This is a genomic window from Halalkalibaculum sp. DA384 (assembly GCF_043951955.1).
Classification (GTDB): Bacteria; Bacteroidota; Rhodothermia; order Balneolales; family Balneolaceae; genus JAMQKA01.
Window position 1 is genome coordinate 1 of the sequence record NZ_JBINJE010000030.1, and the last position, 20,067, is coordinate 20,067.

General features: G+C 51.6%; 11 protein-coding genes. 4 read left to right on the forward strand and 7 right to left on the reverse strand.

From position 1 onward, the window contains the following. From ACG2E4_RS14595 to ACG2E4_RS14605, 3 genes are all read left to right on the forward strand, one after another. Positions 1-521, forward strand: a 521-nt coding sequence (locus ACG2E4_RS14595; protein ID WP_395276994.1) for a serine hydrolase domain-containing protein, incomplete at its 5' end; no start/stop codon positions are given. A gap of 11 nt (positions 522-532) precedes the next feature. Beyond that, positions 533-853 (forward strand): hypothetical protein, encoded by a 321-nt coding sequence (locus ACG2E4_RS14600; protein WP_395260898.1) that lies wholly within the window; start codon positions 533-535, stop codon positions 851-853. Between the two features lie 418 nt (positions 854-1,271). Beyond that, positions 1,272-1,673 carry a DUF2914 domain-containing protein gene (locus ACG2E4_RS14605; RefSeq protein ID WP_395260896.1) on the forward strand — a complete coding sequence of 134 codons (402 nt, stop codon included), beginning with the start codon at positions 1,272-1,274 and terminating at the stop codon, positions 1,671-1,673. A gap of 514 nt (positions 1,674-2,187) precedes the next feature. On the opposite strand, the gene ACG2E4_RS14610 is transcribed toward ACG2E4_RS14605, so the two are convergent. The 7 genes from ACG2E4_RS14610 to ACG2E4_RS14640 all read right to left on the reverse strand — a co-directional run bounded on the left by ACG2E4_RS14610 (position 2,188) and on the right by ACG2E4_RS14640 (position 18,650). After that, complete coding sequence (locus tag ACG2E4_RS14610; RefSeq protein ID WP_395260894.1) at positions 2,188-3,696, reverse strand: sigma 54-interacting transcriptional regulator; 1,509 nt, start codon at positions 3,694-3,696, stop codon at positions 2,188-2,190. Positions 3,697-3,878: 182 nt separating this feature from the next. Further along, positions 3,879-11,075: a cell surface protein SprA gene (sprA, locus tag ACG2E4_RS14615; RefSeq protein ID WP_395276995.1), complete on the reverse strand. Its 7,197-nt coding sequence runs from the start codon at positions 11,073-11,075 to the stop codon at positions 3,879-3,881. An 832-nt stretch (positions 11,076-11,907) separates the two neighbouring features. After that, positions 11,908-13,368, reverse strand: a complete 1,461-nt coding sequence (locus ACG2E4_RS14620) for an efflux transporter outer membrane subunit (RefSeq protein WP_395276996.1) — start codon at positions 13,366-13,368, stop codon at positions 11,908-11,910. A 35-nt stretch (positions 13,369-13,403) separates the two neighbouring features. Next, on the reverse strand, positions 13,404-16,556 hold the full coding sequence (locus ACG2E4_RS14625) for an efflux RND transporter permease subunit (RefSeq protein ID WP_395276997.1): 3,153 nt from the start codon (positions 16,554-16,556) through the stop codon (positions 13,404-13,406). A gap of 52 nt (positions 16,557-16,608) precedes the next feature. Then, a complete protein-coding gene (locus ACG2E4_RS14630; RefSeq protein ID WP_395260888.1) occupies positions 16,609-17,805 on the reverse strand; it encodes an efflux RND transporter periplasmic adaptor subunit in 1,197 nt (398 codons plus the stop codon). A 55-nt stretch (positions 17,806-17,860) separates the two neighbouring features. Next, entirely contained in the window at positions 17,861-18,313 is a 453-nt protein-coding gene (locus tag ACG2E4_RS14635) for a MarR family winged helix-turn-helix transcriptional regulator (RefSeq protein ID WP_395276998.1), read from the reverse strand. 136 nt (positions 18,314-18,449) lie between these two features. Continuing rightward, a complete protein-coding gene (locus tag ACG2E4_RS14640; protein WP_395276999.1) occupies positions 18,450-18,650 on the reverse strand; it encodes a hypothetical protein in 201 nt (66 codons plus the stop codon). Between the two features lie 372 nt (positions 18,651-19,022). Between ACG2E4_RS14640 and ACG2E4_RS14645 the strand changes: the two genes are divergently transcribed. Beyond that, entirely contained in the window at positions 19,023-20,057 is a 1,035-nt protein-coding gene (locus ACG2E4_RS14645; protein ID WP_395277000.1) for a sodium:calcium antiporter, read from the forward strand. Positions 20,058-20,067: the final 10 nt, after the last annotated feature.

Consider the following 20,067-nt stretch of genomic DNA (forward strand, 5'->3'; position numbering starts at 1 on the left):
TGACGCAAATTGAGGATCAGTCCTATGAAGAAATGCTTCAGCAAAGAGTGTTCAATCCGCTGGGAATGCAGCACTCCACAACACGACGAGAATTGATTAAAGACAGGCTGGTAACCGGACTCAACAAAAGAGGGAACCCGACCTCCAACTGGGACCTGGGCGCCATCCCGGGCGCCGGGGCTATCGTCTCTACAGCTGAGGATCTGGCTAGGTTTATCCAGGCCAACATTAATTCCAGTAACGAGTCCCTACAGCTGCAGCAACAAAAAACCTTCACTGTAGATAAAGATCGGGATATGGCGCTGGGCTGGTTCATCCGCAACCAGGATACAAAGCAGTTGTACTGGCACAGTGGCGGTACCGGCGGTTATCGATCAATGCTGGTTCTCCATCCGGATGGCAAAAAAGGAGCAGTGGTCTTATCCAATATTTCATCAGGACACAAACACGCAGGACGCATCAGCTCTTTGGGATTTTCCCTGCTCGAAAGCATGGAGGGTCAAACACAATCCCGGAACTAACTTTTTCCATCATGCGAATCATATTTTTGGTAATACTTTTTCTGCACGGACTCATTCACCTGATGGGATTTGTCAAGGCGTTTCAGCTTGCGGAGATCGAACAGCTGACCCTGCCCATATCCCAATCCTCAGGACTACTCTGGTTGTTCACCTGTATCCTTATGCTTTCCTCGGGAGTGGCATATCTGCTGAAAACAGAGTGGTGGTGGATCATTACGCTACTGGCTGTTGCCATCTCACAAGTACTTATTTTCATGTACTGGCAGGATGCCAAGGCGGGTACCCTGGCTAATTTGCTCATTCTCATTTTTATATGGATAAGCCGTTATTGAGACATACCGGGAATAATCCTGCCATTCACGGCTGCCAGGAACCTTCGAATTCCTCATCAAGGGTTTTTGTGCAGGATTAAAGCCTGAACGAATTTAAAACCGCAGTTTATAATAAAAAGCATCCAAAATATTGGCCCCAGCATTAAAATTAATGAATTTTTACCAGGAATTCGGTTTTAGGAATGCTTTCTAAAGGTTAAGTTTGCGCTGACTGTTGATCATCAAGGTGGTTTTGGAAACAAAATCGCTGAAAAATCATTTTACATAAACAAGAGAGTGCTGATAACCTGTTACGATTTCAAAAATCGAACGTTCCCTGGCTACATTCTTCAACAGCAAGGGGATTCAATGGAGTAAGGGGTTCCAGCAGTTTCTTGTAAAATTCAAATCATAAAAAACGTTTTATCGGGGTCAAACTATGAAAAAAACTGTCTTAACATTTCTTGTCGTCTTTTGTACTGCACTGTTGGTTGAGGGACAAAATTTATCGGTAGAGAGCATCCAGTTCGGGACTGGAGTGGAGAACAGAAATATTGTGGATGCGGATTCGGTTTTTTCAAATACCGTGGAGCGGGTTTACTGCTTCACCCAGGTTAACGGCGCTGAAAATTCAACTACCATCACGCATGTCTGGTACTACGAAGACCAGGAAAAAGCCCGCGTTGAGCTTCCGGTCAACGGATCCCAATGGCGAACGTGGAGCTCAAAATTCATTCTGGAGAACTGGACCGGCCAGTGGAGTGTCGATATCCTGGACTCTTCGGGGACTGTTCTGGCGTCAAAAACCTTTCGCATTGATGAATCGGTAGCCAATCAGTAGACCATCGATCACCAGTTTCACCGGCTACGGAAAAAAGGAGATGGATAAGTCACTATCCACAGTTACACGTAACGCATTTACCGGTTAGCGCCTTGTTCCAAGGCATCCTCCTAATTTATTAAAACGGGGAATTCCTCCTTCTCCAGGGAGGAATTCTTTTAGTTTAGCTGTAAATGGGCCTTCACGGCTTCCTTGGCAATCCATGCAAACTCCTGTTTATGGAAGCAGAGTTACTTTTAAACCGGTAAACGCGTTACGCTTGCTTTCGAAACGAAGTTCTAGCCTGAATTTACCTTACCAGGAAATTTGTTCTTCAGCAAGTCAAAGGGGTAATGGCCGTACAGACGTACCGTTGTACCTTAAGCACGTAATTTTCCCTTTGACGCAGCTGAAGGGCAAATCTCCCGGCGCTTTACACCCTGTCAAATAAAAAGTTCGGTAACACATATAATATTAGATACTGCATGCTATCAGGGTACATAATTTTTGCCTACATTATCGTGAGAAATGCAGGCTAGCTGTCGAAATCCTCGAAATCATCAAAGTCCCCCATCGATCCCAGCATACTGCCCAGCATATCGGAATAGGAACGGTGATCATCGAGATCCTCTTTGCCCAGCATGGAATTTTGATGCAGAGCCTCTATCGTCAAATCCATCAGCACAAATGAGTCGTTGCCCGGCGCCTTTCCGCCATATTTACTGATAAATTCCGGCAGCCCGTCGACCCCTTTCAATGCTTCCTCATATTTTTCCGCTCTCAGGTCGTCCGCCAGCTCCAGCTCGTTGCCGGAAGCAAACCAGTCCAGGATCTGCTTATACACATTCTTTTCATCCTCATCCTTTTTCTTCTGTTGCTGCGGGTCGGGGAAATGACGGGCAAACGTCTTCTTGATCGCCTTGCCGATAATATGCTTGGCAACGTTGATCGCCCCCTCCTGTTCTCCCTCGTAGACAAGCTCCATCTTGCCGGTCAGTGCCGGTACAATATGGTACAGGTCGGTGATGCGGGCCTGAGTCTGAGTCTCCCCGTTTATGAGGGCTCTCCGCTCGGCCGATGAAACCAACTGCTCCATCGCCGTAATCGTCATCCGCGTGGAAACACCGCTTTTCTGGTCGATATATTCGGATTCACGCGCTTCGAAGGCGACCTGTTCGAGTATCTCCTTGATAATTTCGGGAATTTGTACCGCTACATTGCCGTTGCGCGATCGCCACGCTTCCTGCTCGGTGATTTTCATGCCGGTTTCCAGTTCGCGCGGGTAGTGGGTCAAAACCTGTGAATCAATACGGTCTTTCAACGGGGTAATGATGTTGCCCCGGCTGGTATAATCTTCCGGATTGGCGGAAAATACCATCCCCACATCCAGCGGAATGCGCACGTTAAAACCCCGAATCTGGATATCCCGCTCCTGCATAATATTCAGCAGCGCCACCTGTATGCGCGGCTGCAGGTCGGAAAGCTCGTTAATGGCAAAAATACCGCGGTTGGTTCTCGGTATCAGTCCGAAGTTGATCACATTCTCATCGGCCAGCGTCAGCTTTTTGGTCGCGGCTTTGATCGGGTCGATATCCCCGATCAGGTCAGCGACCGTAGTGTCGGGCGTGGCCAGCTTCTCCCCGTACCGGTTGCTGCGGTGGACCCACGCGATCGGCGTGGCATCACCCTCCACCTCAATACGCTCACGGGCATATTTGGAGACCGGGTTGAACGGATCGTCATTAATCTCTGAACCCTTGACGATCGGCATATACTCATCCAGGAAGTTGACAAGCATCCGCAAAATCCTGGTTTTTGCCTGCCCACGAAGTCCCAGCAAAATGAGATCGTGCTTGGCCATGAGGGCGTGCTGAATCTGGGGAATCACCGACTTCTCATACCCGATGATGCCGGGAAACAACGTCTCCCCCTCTTTTATCTTCGCAATGAGATTCCTCCGGATCTCCTCCTTTACGGAAACCGATTCCCACCCACTTTCTTTAAGCTCACCAAGTGTCGATACTTCTCGCTGTAATTCGTCCATTGAATACGATCTGAAATTTATGTTTTCCATTGTCTATGGTGATAACCGATTAGCACCGCCAATCATTTCAATGGGGCGCCTCCATTATCGCTTTATCGGGTTAAGTTCAGTTTCTGCTTGCCAATCATTAAAGATGCAGTTCAGAGTCGCTGCAAAAATAAATCTTTGCGGCAAAACCGCTCTTAGTTTGACCGGATTGACACCACAACATTAAACCGGATGTCGTGGTCGGTACGCGCATAAACCCCGGTTGATTTTGGAATCAGGCGGCTGTATGTGTATTCGAAATTCGCCTGGATAGTCTGTGAAAATTGGTAGCCGATGATCGCCGAGCCATTTATCCGGGATTGCCCGGTAATGGGGCCCGGCTGGAAATCGTAACTGTCGGTGTCTTTGACAATATTGTTATAGTCGGCCTGCAGCGCATTGTCCAGGTCGGAGTTCAGTACCAGCTTTTGCTCGGTATCTTCCAGGTAACTGGTGTTCAGGGTAAAATCAACGGCATTTTCCAACCGGGAGAGAAACGGAATTTTAAAGTTGCGCACCGTATAGCTGAATGAAAATTGAAACCCTCTCGAGAACCGTTCGGTAACAGTGGTGTTGGAAAGGGCCAGGCTGGTAATTTTGCTCCAGTCGTACTGCAGGTTGGTTCTAAGGTTTGAATTCCATGTGATATTGAATCCAATCAGGGGACTGAACGTCTTCTCCACCGTGATTGAGGTCGGCTCAAATTCCGGAAGGTATCCCCGGATAGAGTAGACTCCGAGTGAGAGCGGCTGCAGCGCCCCTTCATCTGAATTGAGGGCCCATCCAAGCCGGTACTGCCCGCTGTAGCTGTGGTTCAGCGTGGCTCTTGACATCGCCTCACCCACGACCGGAATAATATTTTCAAACCCGGACCACACTACGCGCCAGCCCGGCTTGGGAAACGGGGTAAAACCGCGATCCCCAACGGCGCCGGTTCCCATGCCAAGGTAAGCTCGCCGAAAATCCTCCTGCAGCGAAATCTTGCCCAATACGGTACTGCCGTCCGAGTTCCCGGTGCTGTCGGCAATAATGTTATTTTGGTTGTTGATATCCTCGAAGGCGCGCTCCAGCTGCTCCCGGAACAATGCACCGTACCCTTCTCCAAACGCCCATACGCTGGAATTGATATTTCCATTTCTGCTGCGAACCGAGGTGGAAGATTCGTTGGGCTGCAACGTCAACGTTCGGGTGCTGGTCACATCCCACTTGGTACTCCAGGTCAGATCGATGGTAAAGTTTTCGAACGGTGTCAGACGGGTGCCTACGGTGATATCATCGGTGTAGTTTTTGTTTGAAGGAATCTGGATAGACTGGCCGCCACCGGGATTGCTTACCAGCTGGTCGGACCCGATACGGTCGGTCCAGCCGGTCCTGTATGAAAAGGGAGGTGAAAAACGCTCGCCGTCGCTGTTAAGCATGTAGTAAATTTGCGACTCCCCGCTGTACCCGGCCTGTTGAGACCGCTTGGTGTTGTTGAACGAGATGTCAAGGGACTGGAAGCTCAGGAGTGCCCGTGCACCTTTCTTAAGAATTACCCCGAGCGGCAGTTCATTCTCTCCGTCTTCAGCATCCGGCTGCTGCTGCCTTGGAGGCCCATTCTGCTGCTGTAGCGCCTGGAACCATCCCATCCGACCCAGCAGGCTGCGAAGATCCAGGTCCAGGTTTTGCGTTACGCTCAGGTTGTTGGTCAGTGTCGATCCAAGGTTCGAACCCTGAGGGCTGTTTCTCCACTGGTATCCCCCGTTGTAGTTTGCTGAATAGTTGACCCAGCTCAACGCCTTTATCGCATTCAGCCTCGGCTGCCAGGCCGCTGTATAGGCCTCTTCATAGTTGCTGCGGCGAGATTTTAGCGTATCAAAAACCAAGTCCTCAAAAACATCAAAGGTAGGTCTCACGTCAAAAACACTGCTGTCAGCAGGATTGCTACTGATGCGCGGGGTCGTTCCGGCGGATGACAAGTCAAACACGGTTCGAGACTGAAACGAGGTTCGTATTGAAGGGGTCAGGTTATATCCCAATCCAAAATTGGTGTTATAGGAAAAATTGTGACTCTGCTGCAGCGGAATCTCCTGTTGCCCCTCGAGCACCCGGCGTTTACGTTCATCATAAGTGCGATCTATGCCCGCGGAAGCATTGATGGAAGAGGGCGTGTATCCCAGGCGTAACCCGGAAAGGGCCTGGAACAGCGGTACCTCCTGAAGAAAACCGAACGGCTGAACCAGTTTTGTCTGGCTGAAATTCAGGTTATACCGGATCGAACCGTTGTAGTTCCAGTTGTTCTGAAAGCGATACTCTGGGTTGCGCCGGTCGGTCGTATTATACACAAAGTTGAGATTGGTCTTGTCAAGCGTATATTGGGCCAGCTTAGATGCTGATTCACGCTTGGTCACATTTGAAAGATTAAACGAGTAGCTTTCCATCACGCTCTGGCTCTCGCGAATTTTCTGGTCTATAATCGACTGTTTTTGCTCGTCACCAATGTCATTCCTGTTTTCAACCGCCTGCTCAAACTCCGACAGGCGAATATCACCCTGGTTGGGCAAAAACCGGGGCGTACTTGTGGACCGGCGGGTAGAAAGCGTGAGCGGTATGCTCCACCCAAAGCGCTCGGGAATAAATTTATGTAGATTGAAGGTGGAATTGAGATCGTACGCCAGTACATCAGAAACGCGCCGCTGCCCGAGCCTGGAGTTGAGCGATCCAAAACCGTCGGTCTCCCGGTTGACGTTGGCGTTTACGGTGGCGAGATCTGCCAGCTGCAGCTCCGCCTTGGCGTTGGCGGCCCACCCCCTGCGGTTGTCGAAGCCGGATACACGCAGCTCATTCAGCCATACTTCCGCATCCAGCGAGGGGGTGCCCCTGTCCGGATTTTCCGGATCGAACGGGTTACGGATACCCATCCCGATCTCCCCGACCCTGTCTAGCGAGGGATTCCCCTTGATAGCTACCTCGGCCCCGGGCGGCGCATCCCGGAGCAAGTCCGGGCGTTCGAAAACGGTAGTCGGGTCTATTCCCTGTTGATCCCGGATCTGCTTCAGCTCGTTGAATGCGCGCAGCACAATATTTACGCTATTCTGATCACTCAGCCAAACCGCCTCCGCCTCCTGTTCCCGCTCGGCGTCGGTCAGTTCCGAGAGCGGCTTTTCCGAGAATGGAAATGAGTCGCCGGTGGGTGTAATCGGCTGTCGATACTCGTAATAGTTGTTCACCAGGTCCGTTCCAAAACGCATGACAAGCTCGGCATCTTCCCGGTTTTCATACCCTTCCCCATGCACAAACATCCTAAGATTTGAATAGTTTATCATGTTGAGTCCCCCGGGATACACCCGTTTGACCATCTTCACCTCTTCGGGTCCCAGATTCTCGGCTTGCAACACAATGGACTGCTCGTTGGCTACCGTCTGCCGCTGCTGACTCCTGTTTTTTGAACGGATCGCCCCATTGGGGATCCGGTAGGGGACCGGACGGCGACGGCTGTTTTCCTCGATATTGACCGATGAAATTCGCAGCTCGCCCTGTGTATTTTCCTCCTGGTCCACGTTGTCGGCGGGCCTCCACTGGCTGCCAACCAGCTCAAAAGTGGCAAACCGCACTGTAAACGGCTTCTCATAACCTGAAAACCAGACTCGGATATAGGATATATTCTGAAAGTTTTCTATATCTCCCACTTTTCGGATATAATCTTTCAGGGGAATTCGCACCTGGTACCAACGGTTTTGCTGGTTGGAGCCAGGCACCTTGTCCACGATATAGTTTTCCGGATTTCCGACCTCCAGCTCGTCAAAATCGGCCGGATTCCACTGAATCTCATATTGAAAATAGGCGTTATTCTGCTCCACGATGGAGGGGGTAATCAGTCCCTCTGCATCCGGGCGATTGGTGACCGCACGCTTGTCATCCTCGCTGTTGAGCGGGGTATTGCCTTCATGATAACCATACATCCGGTGAAAGCGGGCGTGCAGCGGCTCGTCTGCCACCTCATCCTGCCCGTAGTAGACGTAATCGTCGTTTGAGGGATCCTGGCGAATCTGCTGGTATTCAGGGGAATTAGCCCCGTACAGGGCTCTCATCTCCTCCAGGTAGCCGCTGAACAGCTGTTGCTCGTTTTTTCGTTGAATGCCCTGCGTGTTGGGAGCCCCGTCCAGCCCAACATCCTCCAGCTCCCTGTTTTCATTGGAAAACTGCCCTTCCGGGGCGGGTTGCGGTATCGGGATATAGGAACGGGCCTGGCCTCCCAGAATATCCTCCTGCAGGTCATCCGGCCGTTTGGCCAGTCCATCCTCGCTGTTGGATTTGAAGTTGGGAACCACATCTTCCGAGACCACGCCGATATCAATATAGATCGTGCCTTCGTAGTCGTCGAGATCGGGCGCGTTTGGATCCCGCCCGCCGGGCAACAGAGACTGTACCCAGAACTCCAGGAATTCGATATTGTTTTGCGTAAGATCTTCCTGGCCGGAGGGCAGCGTGGTGGTCATGCCCCCCCACATTCGCTCCGGTTCGTTTTCGGTCACATTCTTTATATCGCTGTTGTAATTATAGGGCCCCCGCTCAGTCGGGTCGTAGTACACATCCAGCGTACTGATGAAGTTTTCTTCGCTCAGGACATCGCGGTTGGGAAAAACATCCGTCACCTGCACCTGCTGCGATTCCGGGGTGCGCTCCACCGATCCCAGGATATCCTCAATATTTTGGGGAATCGTATACCATCCGAACTGGGCACGCAGGTCCGAACGGGCAATTTTTTCGTTTAGCGTCACATTGGGTGACACCGGTGGATTCTCTCCAAAGTAGGGGTCATCGGGGGCGTATCCCGGTATCGCAGCAGGTGCGGCCGCCAGGTTCCAGCGCGAGGGACGCATGAAGCTGAGGCTGATATCCGTGCCTTCAAAATCATCCACGAACACCAGCCCGTTTTCTTCATCCTGGAACAGCTCATTGTCATCAATGGCGTCACTGACCGCGTTGGTCTGTACCACATCCGGCCGAAGCTGGGCAAACTCTCCACTCAGTGAAAAGCTGGAGGCCGTTCTGGTCTGCAGCAGGGGCACCCGGTCGATGGCCCGGGTCATCCACGGCATGTCGAAGCGGGCGTTGGCGTCAAAACCGATCACCGAGTTGTTGATAGGGGCATCCCCGATACGAATTTTATCCTGCAGCGGCCGTTCTTTCAGCCTGAAATAGGTGCTTCCAAGCGTAATGTCGCTGTTTATGTCATATTCGGCACGCACGCCTGTGAACGTCTTACGCTCGATTTGTGTAAACTGGTTATTTTCATATTCAATTCTTATCTCCTGCCCCCTGGCCAGGTAGCGTTCATTCAGGATGGTGATGTTACCGATCGAATAATCAACGGTGTAGTCGGTTCCCTCCTGCAGTTCCTGGCCGTTGGCGTACACATTGACGGATCCCTCGACCAGGGAAAATCCCAGGGAGTAGCTGTCGGAAACGCTTCCTTTGGAGGTCCCGCTGATCCTGTAAAAGTTGTTTTTTGAATTTTGACTGGCATTTACCCTCTTCTCGGTGTACAACTCGCTAAATGCCAGCCGGTCGATCTCACTTTCGGCCAGCGATGTTTGGGAGAGCACCGTTTCAATGCGGGAGCCGAACGGCTCCAGGTAGGGGAAAATAATACTCCCGGAAACCGGATCCAGCGTACCCGTACTGAAGTCGATCTGGTTATCGGGATTGACCGCTCCCTGGGCATCCACGCGATCGAGTCCCAGGTCGCGCAACATAATAGTGTTCCGCTCGGGCAGTGTGTTTTGCGGTAGATTTTGCTCCGTATAGCTGATGTCTACCTCCAAGCCGTCCTGGGTTACATTGCTGACCCCGAGCGAATAGATATTCTTCATCATCAGGTCCCACGCCGCATTTGTTGTTGTCGCATTCTGGGGACGAATCAGCTTCAGGAAAATACGGTTTCCTCCCCCCTGGCTGATATCCCCAACCGACACGGTCTGCCCCGTCTCAGGATCGAGATATTTAAACGAAATGGCCAGGGCCTGTCGTGATCCCAAATTGCGTTTTAAAGAGATAAACCCCAGTGGGCGGTTCAGTTCATAGTCGGACCCCTCCTGCAACGGGATAAAATAGCCCTCCACAAATTCAGTGGGCTCTACCCCGAAATCTGCCGCCGATACGCCTGCCGCCGGATCGCGGTACTGGTCCAGCGAGTCCTGCGCAAAGCGGTCTGATTCGTCGTCGGGGGGCGCGTAGGTTCCATCCGCATTCTGCACCACCCCGAGGTCCACCATCGCTATCGCCTGGCGCTCTCCCTCCGACGACTGCGAGGATTCCCGTAACATCCATACTTTCACCTCCGAAAGCTGCAGCGCCTGCCCCAGTTGCTGGGGATTCGACATATTCTGTTCAAATTGCTGGCGGGTGTAAAAATCGAGGAAAAAGTGGGTGTCGTCTTCGTAATTGGCCGGTCGTATCGATATCTCCTGCTCCTGCGCCCCTCCGGTGATCGTCTGGGTATTGCCCTGGCCCTCCTGCTGAGAAAGTACCGACGTGACTTCCAGCGCTCCAAGCTGGGCTACCGACTTGACCCCGAAAAGCGAGCTGCCGCCCCGGATCAGCGTATTCCCGGTCTCCATGGATACATTCCCCATCTCCAGGCGCTGGATAATTTCATCTTCATACCCCTGGTACACGATGTTCAGCCGGTTCATAAAATCAAACTCCCGTTCGGTGTCCCAGTCGGTTTGGATGGAGAGTTTGTCCCCGATAGTGCCCTGGATGTTTAGCTTCAGGCTTTGATCAAACGTCGGGTCGATCTGGGTCTGTTGATCTTCAGGGATATGGGGATTTTCCGTCTGCTGTATAGAAGCCCCAAGGTTCATATTGGCAGTACCGTTCACTTTCAGGTTGACCTCCGGCTTCCCAAAAATAGTAGTGAAGGCCGATTCATCTCCTCCCGGGATATCCATACTGAAATCCAGGAGTCCCCGTTCGGATGTCTGCTGCGACTCAAACTCCTGCACCAGCGACTGCCAGTTTTGCGTTTTGCTGTACGCCCTGTTGCGGCCTGCGTACTCCTGCTGGTCCATCACATAAGGCAGGCCGGTCTCGATATCGAAGAGCCTGCGCTGACTTACATAGTTACCGGCTGAATCCCGCTCGACGGTGATCTGCTCTTCGGGCAGTTGTATATAAAACAGGTTGGGAATTCTGTCGGGATAGGGGTAGGATACGGGCGGCGGCGGATACAACACGCCCAGTGTATCCTGCCGAAGTGTATCAACCGGGATGACCGTGCTGTCAGCGCGGACCTGCGCGTGTGCTGTAACAGAAGTGGAGCCCCAGAAAACCAGGCAACAGATACCCGACACGAAAATTGTAAACAAGGAATTGAGCTGCACGAAACCGCCTCAAATTTTTCTTCCTGTAACCAGTGGAATCAATATATAGCCGTTATGACCCTGAGATGGAAAATTTACTCGCAGAAAAAAGGAGAACCCATGTTTCATTCGCCATACGGGCCAATAAAATTATCTATGTATCAATCTTCCATATATTGATTGCTGAATTCAAGCGGTGATTTAGCGGTTCCCAAAATAGTCAATACTACTATCTAATAAAAAAATCCCGGTCACGTCGTTCAAAATATGGCGCAATTGATTCCTGAAATCGCGATAAGGAGATAGATCTTAGTCCGGCAGCAGCTCAGCCCGAAAGACAAACTTAACCCGAATTATTTACGATTATATTAAAAATATATATGTAAGTCATTGATATTATTTGACATATCTAAAATCATCTATGGCTCAAATTTGGATACCGTAGCAGCGGGCTGTGAATAATCCGGGTTAAATTGGCACGCGGTCACCGGTATGGGTCCTCATCAGGCAGAGGGCTTTGCAAACCCCTCAATTCCTCGTTCTGAGGGAGTTGTACCCCCGTTAAAAGATCACCGAGGTCGGTAGTACAATTTCCTCCCAACAATATAGCAGGTTCTGTAGAAGTCCCAGGCAATAAAAGCCGCACCGTTCAAAGTGCGGCTTTTCTATGGGGAACGATAGGTGGTTAACCTACCGCATTGCTCACAATTCACAAATCCCGCGGTTATGACCAGTTGAGTCCCGTCATGGATCAACCATAACGACCGGCAGACGAAACAGAAAAAAATGTTCACCTTACCTGTTTGCTGACCCTGACCCGGCAGCATGCTCCGGGCTGTTACCTATTTGGGTTGTGTGGTTGTTCCTGGTGGAGCGTATCCTCCGCATTCCAGCCCCCTCCCAGCGCGCGATATAGACTGACTCCGGCTGTAAGCTGCTCAAGCTTGTTATTGACATGACTAAGCTGGGCCGACAGATAATTTTGCTGCGCCGTGAGTACCTCCGTATAGTTGGCGTCACCATACTGTAACAGTTCCCGGGAGTAGTCCACGGCATTTTCAAGGGCCTCCAGTTGTTGCCGGTTCAACGCAAGTTTCCGTTCCGCATTTCTGAACTGGCTCATCGTGCTCGACACTTCACTTCCGGCATTTAGTATGGTACTACGCAACTGAAGCAGGGCCTGCTCCTGGCGGGCCTTTGAACGCTGAAGATCGGCTTTGTTGCGCCCGTTGTTAAACAGCGGCTGCGTAAGTCCGGCTGCAAGATTATAGAACATTGAGCCCGGCTGAAAAAGATCTTCTGTCTGCAGACTTTGGTACCCGCCTTCGGCCGTCAGCCGAAATGAGGGATAGAACTGCGCGCGTGCCCTGTTGGTCAATTCAAATGCACTTCTGAAAGCGTGCTCCGCCGCAATGATATCCGGGCGATTGCGGAGCAGCTGGCCGGGAAACCCCGCATCCAGCGAGTCAAGCGGCGACTGAGCGGCCAGGTTGCTGCGTTCAATCTTTCCCGGGGGGCGCCCCAGTAAAATACTCAGGGTATTCTCCTGTTCAGTTATCAGCTGCTGTAGCTCCGGTACTGTCACCTCTGCGGCATACTGGTTGGCGATACTCTGCTGCAGGGATACGCCGGTCACGACCCCGCTCTCCTTAAGGCTTCGTACGGTTTGCACATCCTGACGGCGGTAGTTGATTGTCTGACGGGTAATTTCAAGCTGTTTGTCCAGTGCCAGGAGCCGGTAATAAGCGTTCGCAACCTGTGCGATAAGCCTCGTTTGTATCGCCCGGCGCGTGGCTTCCGTCTGCAGAAGTGCCGACAAACTTGCTTTTTTTGCGCTGGTCAACTTGCCCCACACGTCGAGCTCCCAGCTCGAACTCAGCGAAAGAGAATACATTTCGCTGGCGGGGATGGCGGCATTGCCCGCATTTCCCCCGAAGTTCAAGCTGTTGTCGGATTGCTCATTGTAGGATACGCTTCCCCCGGCGCTGATACTTGGCAGCATATTCATTCGGCCCTGGTAAAAGTCAGCCTCAGCCACCCGTATCTGCTGGATGGCCTCCTGAAGCTGCAGGTTATTTTGGAGAGCCTCCTCGATCAGGTTTTGAAGCTGTGGATCCTCAAACACCTCTTGCCACGGCATATCGGCCAGCGTAGTACTATCCAATTCCACCTGTTCAAAGGGGTAGAGCGCCTGGGTGTCCAGCTCGGGCTTTTCGTACGATTTTGTTGCAATACAGGACGACAGTGAAAGAGCAAAACTGACGATCGCTACAGATTTCAATAATGACTTAAAAGACATAATGGTAATTGCTGAATCTCTGTTTTTGATGATGATCAGGGGCTCATAATTTGTTCTCGGCGTTTACGCACGATCTCCGGTGGACCTGAAATTCTCTCCTGGAGCTTTTGAAATATGATAAAAAGCACCGGAACAACGAGCAGGCCGATGAAGGTACCGATGAACATGCCGCCGGCCGTACCTATCCCGATCGACTGGTTGGCGTTGGCATTGATGCCGGTAGCCAGCGCCAGTGGCAAAAGTCCTGCAATAAAGGCAAAAGAGGTCATCAAAATGGGACGCAGCCGCGCCTCGGCCCCGTCAATGGCAGCTTTTACGATGCTCATCCCTTGGTTCCGGCGGCGCTGAAGTGCAAACTCGACCACAAGGATCGCATTTTTGGCCAGCAGTCCCATCAACATGATGGCGGAAATCTGCAGGTAAATATTGTTGGCGATCCCAAAAATATTGGCAAAGATAAATGAGCCCGCCAGTCCGATCGGTAGCGGCAGGATAACCGCCCAGGGCACAAGGTAACTTTCATACTGGGCGCTGAGCAGGAAATAGACGAATATGAGGCAGAGTGCAAAAATAATCAGTTCTTGTCCGCTGGACTGATTTTCTTCCCGCGTCAGGCCGGAGAACTCGTACCCGTACTCCCCGGAAATCTGCTCGTCGAATACCTCTTCAATGGCATTGATGGCATCCCCGGAACTGTACCCCGGGTTGGTGGCCCCGGTAAGTTCTACCGATGTAAAAAGGTTAAACCGCGACACGTTTTGGGGACCATAAACCCGCTCCAGGTCTACAAATGAGCTGATTGGGGCCATTGCGCCCTGCGCGTTGCGAACCGATATATTTTGAAGACTTTCCCTGGATCCGCGGGCTTCGGGCTCCGCTTGCACGTATACCCGGTAGAGCTTTCCGAAACGGGTGAAGTTGGACACATACAGCCCCCCGTAATAGGCCTGCATGACATCCATAATTGATTGTACAGTAAATCCGGCGCGCTGGGCCTTCGCGACATCCACATTGACCATATATTGCGGATAATCTGTTTGAAAATAGGAGTTGGCATACTGTATTTCAGGGCGTTGAAACAGGGCCTCCTGCACTTTTTGAGTGGCCTGTTCCAGTTCTGCCAGTTCACCGCTTGTCATATCCTGCACATTAACCGTAAAGCCGCTCGTATTCCCAAACCCGGAGATAACCGGGGGCGAAAAGAATGCGATATCCGCTTCATTGATATGCGAGGTTCTCTGCTGGAGTTCGGTGATGACGTCATTCACACTCTGGTCGCGTTCCTCCCAGTGCTTCAGTTTCCCCACAATAAATCCATACTGGCTTCCGGAGCCGCTGATAATTCCGAATCCGGATATTGCCAGGCGCGAATCCACCACTTCCATTTCAGCGAGGATACCGTCGACCCTTGCCAAGACCTCCCGTGTGCGCTCCAGGGAAGAAGACGGAGGCAGACTGACATTGGCAAAAAACGTTCCCTGGTCTTCATCCGGCACAAACCCGGTAGGCGTAGTCTGAAACAGGACGGCAAACAGGGCGATCGCCCCTCCAACGGTGGCCACCGCCGCCCATGAGTTGCGCGTAAAAAAGCCCAGAACCTGCTTATACCGGTATTTCCCGGCCTCAAAAGCGGCGTTAAAAGCGATGGCAAAACGATCGACAAAAGTCTTGTTCTCCCCGATATGTTTGTGTTCCGGCTTGAGTACCAGCGCGCACAAGGCCGGACTCAGTGTCAGCGCGTTGACGGCGGAAATGATAATCGCCGTGGCGAGCGTGATTCCAAACTGCTGGAAAAACACCCCGGTAGAGCCGGTGATAAATGTAACCGGCACAAATATGGCCGACATCACCAGCGTAATGGATACGATAGCCCCGGCAATTTCATCCATTCCGTCGACGGCCGCCTTCATCCCCGATTCGGCTCCCTCCTCGAGTTTTGCGTGAATGATTTCAACCACAATTATGGCGTCATCCACCACGATACCGATGGCCAGCACCAGCGCAAACAGGGTCAACAGGTTTACGCTGTACCCAAACAGGTTCAGGAAAAAGAAGGTACCGGTGATGGAAACCGGTACGGCAATGGCCGGAATGAGCGTTGATCGCCAGTCCTGCAGGAAGACAAATACCACGATAAAAACGAGCAGGAACGCCTCTAAAAAAGTGACAAACACCTTGTTGATTGAGGCCGTCAGGAAACTGTTTGCATCAAAAACGGTAGTATACTCCATCCCTTCCGGGAAAGATTCAGAGGCCTGTTCAATTTCAGCCTTGACATTTTCGACAACCTCCTGCGCATTGGCTCCTGCCGTCTTGGAAACAAACATGCCCACGCTGGGCCCTCCGTTGGCGGTACTGTGCACGCTGTAGGTCTGTGCCCCAAGCTCGACGTCAGCTACCTCTCCCAGCCTGAGCATCTCGGCATTCTGCCCCCCCTCCCGTATGATGATATCTTCATACTCTTCTGCCGTGGAAAACCGGCCTTTGTATTTCATGGTATACTGGAACGCCTGGCCACTGTTTTCCCCGATAGCTCCGGGAGCGGCTACAAAACTCTGCTCATTGAGGGCCCTGATCACATCATTGGGTACCAGGTCGTACGAGGCCATCACGTCGGGCTTCATCCAGATGCGCATCGAATAGGTGTTGGCCCCGAAGGCATCCGCCGTCCCAACGCCATTGACCCGCTGCAGCCTCGGTATCAGGTTGATGCGTGCATAGTTTTCGATGAAGGTCCCGTCGTGGGTTCCGTCGGGGCTGTACAAGGTGAATATGAGGAGTCGGCTGGTCTGCTGTTTCTGGGTAGTAACGCCGGTCTGCGTCACCTCCTGAGGTAGCATGTTCGAAGCCTGTGCCACCCGGTTCTGCACGTTTACCGCCGCAATATCGGGGTCGGTCCCCAGATCAAAAAATACCTGTATCTGGGCCCGGCCGTTGTTGCTGGCGGTTGAACTCATGTAGGTCATCCCCTCAACCCCGTTTATCTGTTCTTCAAGCGGAGCCACCACACTGTTGAGTACCGTTTCCGCATTGGCACCGGGATAGGTAGCCGTCACCTGGATGGTGGGCGGAGCGATTTCAGGATAAAGAGATACCGGCAGCGCATTGTATCCCAAAAACCCGAGGATCACGATAATAATGGAAATGACCGTAGAAAGTACCGGTCGTTCAATAAAGCGTTTTATCATTGTTATAGGCTTGTCGTCTTAAAAATATTCTAATTCCCGGAACGTCCCCGATTTACTGCTGATCCCGAATTGTAAGTGACTGATACAGGCTGTCAGCATTAACGGGCCGGGGCTGAATGGCTGCTTCATCGCTTAGTTGACCGGTTCCGGAGGATACGATTTTATCCCCTGCGGAGAGCCCTTCATCCACGACAAAAAGCTGCGGGGTAGAGATCGGGAGCACCGACACCGGGGTGCTTTCAACCGTATTGCTGTCGGTTACCGCAAAGACAAAACGTTTGTTCTGAATTTCATAGGTAGCCCTCTTGGGAATAACAATCGCCGACTCATGCAGGAACGGGATCTGCACGCTGGCTGATCCGCCGCTCCTGAGAACTTCCCTCGGATTGGGAAACGCAGCCCGGAAAGAAGCGGAGCCCGTCTCCTTGTCGATCAGCCCGCTGGCCAGCTTCAGGGTGCCCTGGTGCCCGTATGTGGAGTTGTCAGCCAATATCAGGTTCACATCCGGCATCTCCCGTACCTGTTGCTGGATGGTTCGTCCCTCTTCATCGCCAGAGACCTCACGGGCCATCTCCAGCAGTTCCCGCTCACTCATGGAGAAATAGGCATAGACTTCAGAAATATCCGACACGACCGTGAGCGGGCGACTGATATTGCTGCTCACCAGACTCCCGATCCTGTATGGGATGGTTCCGATAATGCCGTCGACAGGACTTTTTACCCTGGTATATTCCAGGTTGACACGGGCATTTGTCAAGCGGGCCTCCGCCTGCGCCAGCGCGGCCTGGTTGGAGGTGAGCTGGTTCCGGGCAGACTGCAGCTGGTACTTGCTGACAATATCCTTTTCAACCAGGTTCCGGAGACGTTCAACCTCGTCTTCGGCGGTTCGCACGCTTGCTTCTGCCGCCTGTACGTTTGCCGTGGCCGAGCGGACCTCCTGCTCATACTCTTCGCTGTTCAGTGAGAAAAGTAATTCACCCTGGTTTACCCAGTCCCCTTCATCCACATGCATCTCAGTTATATACCCGGCCACCCGGGGACGTATTTCAACGGTTTGCCTTCCCTCCAGCGTGGCCGGATAGCTGCTGGTGAGCTCAATGGATCGGGGCTCCAACTCCAGCACCGGGTATCCCTCGACCGCCCCGCCCTGTTGCGGTCCCGGCTGCCCGGAATTTCCACAGGAAACCAATATCGGGATTACAAAAAGAGCAAAAATCGACCTGATTAATTTTTTATATCTGTAGTTCATTTTTTGTGAAGTGGAAGTGATTATTATTGGATAAATAGTTTGAACGTTGACCTTGTCAATCATTTCCGGATACCAGGTATTGGTACATGCTTGACAGAGCCTCTTCAAATGCTTCGATCTCCATATTTTTAATTTGGCCGGCCATCTCCTTGTCCAACTTCTGGTCAATGGCGCGGGCCCGTTCAAGGACCTGCAGGCCGGGTTTGGTTACGAGCAGCAACTTCCTTCGCTTGTCCCCGGAGTCGGTAACACGGGTAATAAAGTGGTTTGACTCAAGTCCATCGATATGCCGGAGTACCGCTGATTTGTCCCTGTCAACGATTTCTGCGACTTCCTGAAGAATCAGCCCGTCTTCCTTGTCCAAAATATTCAATATGAAATACTGCTCTACTGTCAATTCAATCTCTTCCTCTTCAAACCGCCTGATCAGGGTTCGCAGTATCTCTTTTACCAGGTAAGCGGTTCTGCAGCCGGTTGTGTTACAATATAAAATCTGGTCTGGTGCCATGAGAGTCGGGACTAGTGAGAATTACAAGATCGGCCAATATAAAGGTCAATAGTTGACCTACACAACTATTTTATGAAAAATCTTGTTAACCCGCATTATACCTGGAACAGCATAAAAGAAGATTAAATCTTTGATATTATTTCATACTTGTAGCATCATGCCCCGGGCGGAAGAATTTCTGTCTGACAAGGAGCGGGCGACTCATCTGAACAGCGGACGGTGTGATCCGCCCCGAGGAGTTAAATTCTTCTTGATTTTTAAGTTCCTTTTGGATCAAAACAAAAGGAAGACCTCGATTTGAAGAATAGTCACTTTTTTGGCCGGGCTTCTTCATCATCTTTCTTTTCGCTTCCTCCCGGTCACTAGCGCAACACCAATACCGAAGACTTGAAAGGCACAGCATAACACTGAAAACCGGGCTGACGTTAACTTAATTCTTGCATAAATTCGGGGCTGCAGATACGCAGGTGCCGGTTGTAAAATCCATCGACGTATAAACATCTTGGTAAAAAACGAAAAGAACTGATACCTTGGCAAAATAATAATGACGCTCTTGCATGGTGTATGATTTTTTTGAAGTGACGTACTTTAATCCCGACTAGCCGTAGATTGCCATCTACTCAGAAACAGATATCGGAAGCAGGCCAAATTGCGGATTCCCGGTACGCCACACGCTGAATTAAATCCAATCCCAAACAGTACAACCATCATGATCCTCTCCCTGTTGTTCTGGGTCGTTATATCGATTATTGCCACGACAATTTTATGGAAGGGAAGTGACTGGCTGGAGCAGTCGGCGGAAAAATTGTCGGAATATTATGAGCTTCCCGCCATTGTACAGGGAGCCGTTGTGGTGGCGATCGGTTCCAGCTTTCCCGAGCTCTCCACGGTTGTTCTCTCCTCCCTGATCCACGGGGAGTTTGAGCTGGGGGTCTCGGCGATCGTCGGTTCCGCGATCTTCAACATCCTGATTATTCCCGCATTTTCCGGTTTCGCCGCCCAAAATCCACTTGAATCCAACAGGGATCTGGTCTACAAAGAAGCGCAGTTTTACATCATATCAGTGGCGGTACTGATGATCACTTTTTCATTTGCGGCCATATATTTCCCCATTCCCACCGGCGATTCCGTCATTCTCGGGGAAATGAATCGTACCCTGGCCCTCTTTCCGGTTATCCTGTACGGATTTTACATCTTTATCCAGTACCAGGATACGATGGATTATGAACGAGCGTGGGAAGTTGAAGAGATCAATCCACTCAAACAGTGGGGGTGGCTTTTTCTCAGCCTGCTTGTAATTTTGGGCGGAGTTGAACTGCTGGTACGGGCGGCGATCCGTTTTGGTGAAATTTTGGGAACGCCCTCTTTCCTGTGGGGGATATCGGTGGTGGCGGCCGGTACCAGTATTCCCGACCTGTTTGTGAGCGTTCGCAAGGCGCGGAAAGGGGACGCGATAACATCGATGGCCAATGTGCTGGGCAGCAATATTTTCGACCTGTTGGTCTGCATCCCGATGGGGATTCTAATCGCAGGGGCTGCCACGCTCAACTTTTCCATAGCCGCCCCGCTGATGGGGGCTCTTACTATTGCCACCCTGGTGCTGTTCAGCTTTTTGAGAACCGACATGATCCTCAGCCGACATGAATCCTTCTGGCTCATTATCCTTTACGTCCTGTTTCTCGTGTGGATGGGGCTGGAAAACTTCGGCGTGATCGATTCCATCCCCTCCCTGCCTCCATCGTAACCCGTATTTT